2 protein-coding genes are annotated in these 2,332 nt (G+C 54.4%); both read right to left on the reverse strand.

The window, feature by feature from the left end:
* Positions 1 to 366: 366 nt before the first annotated feature.
* On the reverse strand, positions 367 to 1,668 hold the full coding sequence (locus tag EN780_RS32360) for a sugar ABC transporter substrate-binding protein (protein WP_127284306.1): 1,302 nt from the start codon (positions 1,666 to 1,668) through the stop codon (positions 367 to 369).
* Between the two features lie 24 nt (positions 1,669 to 1,692).
* The coding region (locus EN780_RS32365; protein ID WP_210215067.1) for a carbohydrate ABC transporter permease at positions 1,693 to 2,332 on the reverse strand (640 nt) is incomplete at its 5' end.

A 2,332-nucleotide genomic window follows, 5' to 3' on the forward strand; every position in this document is an offset into this window, starting at 1 on the left:
GTATAGTATCCGGCGTTCGCCATCAGTTTTGGGAGCAAAACGAGATGCGAAGGAAATGTGCCGGCGCCGTTCTGATGCACTTGGTGTGCGATCGGATACAAGCCTGTCAGAAAGCTCGTTCGGCTCGGCGTGCAGATAGGGCTCTGACAATACGCACGGGCGAATGCCGTGCCCGTCGCCGCCAGGCGGTCAATATTGGGAGTCTGCGTGCCTTTGAACCCTAGGCACTGCAAGGTGTCCCAACGCTGCTGATCGCTGCAAATCCAGACTATACTAAAGTTCCTCAACTCTCATCCCACGCGCTATGGAGGTTCAGTTCGCGCGCGCACCGGCGCGCAAAACCGCGCCGGTGGCGACGTGTAACGGCTATTTCAGGTATCCAGCGCGCTTCACGATTTCGACCGCATCACCTTGAGCATCGTCCAAGGCAGCCTCTGGGCTCTTGCTCCTGACAACCGCTTCTTGCAGGGCACGGCCAAGGCGATCGCCGATCTCCTTGAATTCTGGAATGCGAGGATAATACCACTCGGGCGCCCCGCGAAGCGTTTCTGCATACGTTGCCGCAAACGATCCATGGCCATAATCATAGTCATGTTTCGCACGGATTTCCGGATCGTCCCACAGCGATGTCCTGGTGATGGCGACAAAGGTGCTGTCGAGCGAAATCCGCTTCATGAGATCTTTACTCGTCGCCCATTGAAGGAAGGCCGCTGCAGCTGCCTTGTTTTCTGATGCAGCTGGAATGACATACGCCTGTCCCGCAAAGGGCGGGAACCTCCCACTTACGCCGCCAGGGGGCAAAGCAAACCCAAGCTTGCCGACGACCTTCGACAGCTTGGGATCGAGAATGCGACCTGCGGTGGGAGCGCCTTCGACAGTCATAGCAATGCGGCCCTGCTGCATCGCGATGACAACATCATCGAAGGTTGCTGAGATGCTCCCAGGCACAGTGAAATTGGTCATCACATCCGTGTACCATTTCAGCGCCTCCACCGCAGCGGGCGAATTTACCGTGGGCGTCAGATCCGCTGGTTCGTCCGCAAAATATTTACCGCCAAAACCATAAAGAACCTGGCCCCAAAACCATATATTCTCGCCAGTATCCGGTTGACCCCGTAGCGCCGTGCACTGAATGTCTGCCTTTCTCAGCAGATCACAATCATTACGGAACTCTTCCCACGTTTGCGGTGGCTGTTTGATTCCGGCTTTCTCGAACAAGTCGGCACGATAATACAGGAGCTGTGTCGCCGCGAAATGCGGAAATGCCAGCTGTTTGCCGTCCTTATTGTAGAGGCGCAGCACGGGAGCGATGAAATCCTGTACGTCCGCACTCTTCATGTCTATGTAATTATCGAGCGGCTCCAGGATATCGCCAGATGCGTATCGCCCGAACTCCTCGCTCCCTAAGTATACCACGTCGTAACTATCTGAACGCGTTAGGAGCTCGACCGACACTTTTTGAACGGTCGGCGCATAACCGAAGAGATCAAACTGCACTTCAGCGCCAGTCTTCTCTGTGAATTCGTGCGCGAATTTTTTGAGCTCCAAATCGTATGCCGAGTTTGTCGATAGGACCTTTATTTTCGCGCCGTCATAGCGCTGTTGAGCCGTCGCTCCCCCGCCGACGGCAACACCGAACGCAACGGCAAGAATTCCAAGATACCTCATTGATTTTCTCCTTGAGCTAGTGTTTTACCCTTTCACGGAACCGGTCGTTGTTGGGCCGGCGACGTATTTCTTTACGAACGGCACGAAAACCACGATCGGGACCAGCATAAGCACGCATGCGGCTGCCGCCTTGCCCCAATCGGTCCCCTCAAATGGCATGAAATTCAGTATTGCGACGGCTGCGGTTTTTGCGTCATCGCGTGTCAATGTCAGCGCGAAAAGAAACTCGTTCCACGAACCAATGAATATCAGTATTGCTGTTGCCAGGATACCATATTTGGCGATGGGTATCGAGATGAGCGTCATCGTCTGCAGCGTTGACGCGCCGTCTATCATCGCGGCTTCTTCGATTTCACGCGGCACTTGGTCAAAAAACGCTGACAAATACCAGATCGCAAGCGGAACCGCGAACATTGTGTTGACGATGATCAGCGCAATCTTCGTGTCGACGAGGTGTACTTGGCGAAAAAAGAGAGAGTAGGGGATGATGTAGATCATCGCTGGCGCCGCCCGGAGTGCCAACACCAGCGTCAATAGCCTTCGCATCGCAGTTTTCTGCAAATGAGAGATGCCAAAGGCTGCCGGGATCGAAAGCGCCATGGTCAATATGATGGTGCTGCATGAGACCACAATTGAATTGATGAGCGCGGAAGAGAAGTCCTTG

This window comes from Mesorhizobium sp. M4B.F.Ca.ET.089.01.1.1 (assembly GCF_004022605.1).
GTDB lineage: Bacteria > Pseudomonadota > Alphaproteobacteria > Rhizobiales > Rhizobiaceae > Mesorhizobium > Mesorhizobium abyssinicae.

Coding starts and splice junctions, on each gene's coding strand:
- EN780_RS32360 (WP_127284306.1), bottom strand. CDS start 1,668: ATGAGGTATCTTGGAATTCTTGCCGTTGCGTTCGGTGTTGCCGTCGGC.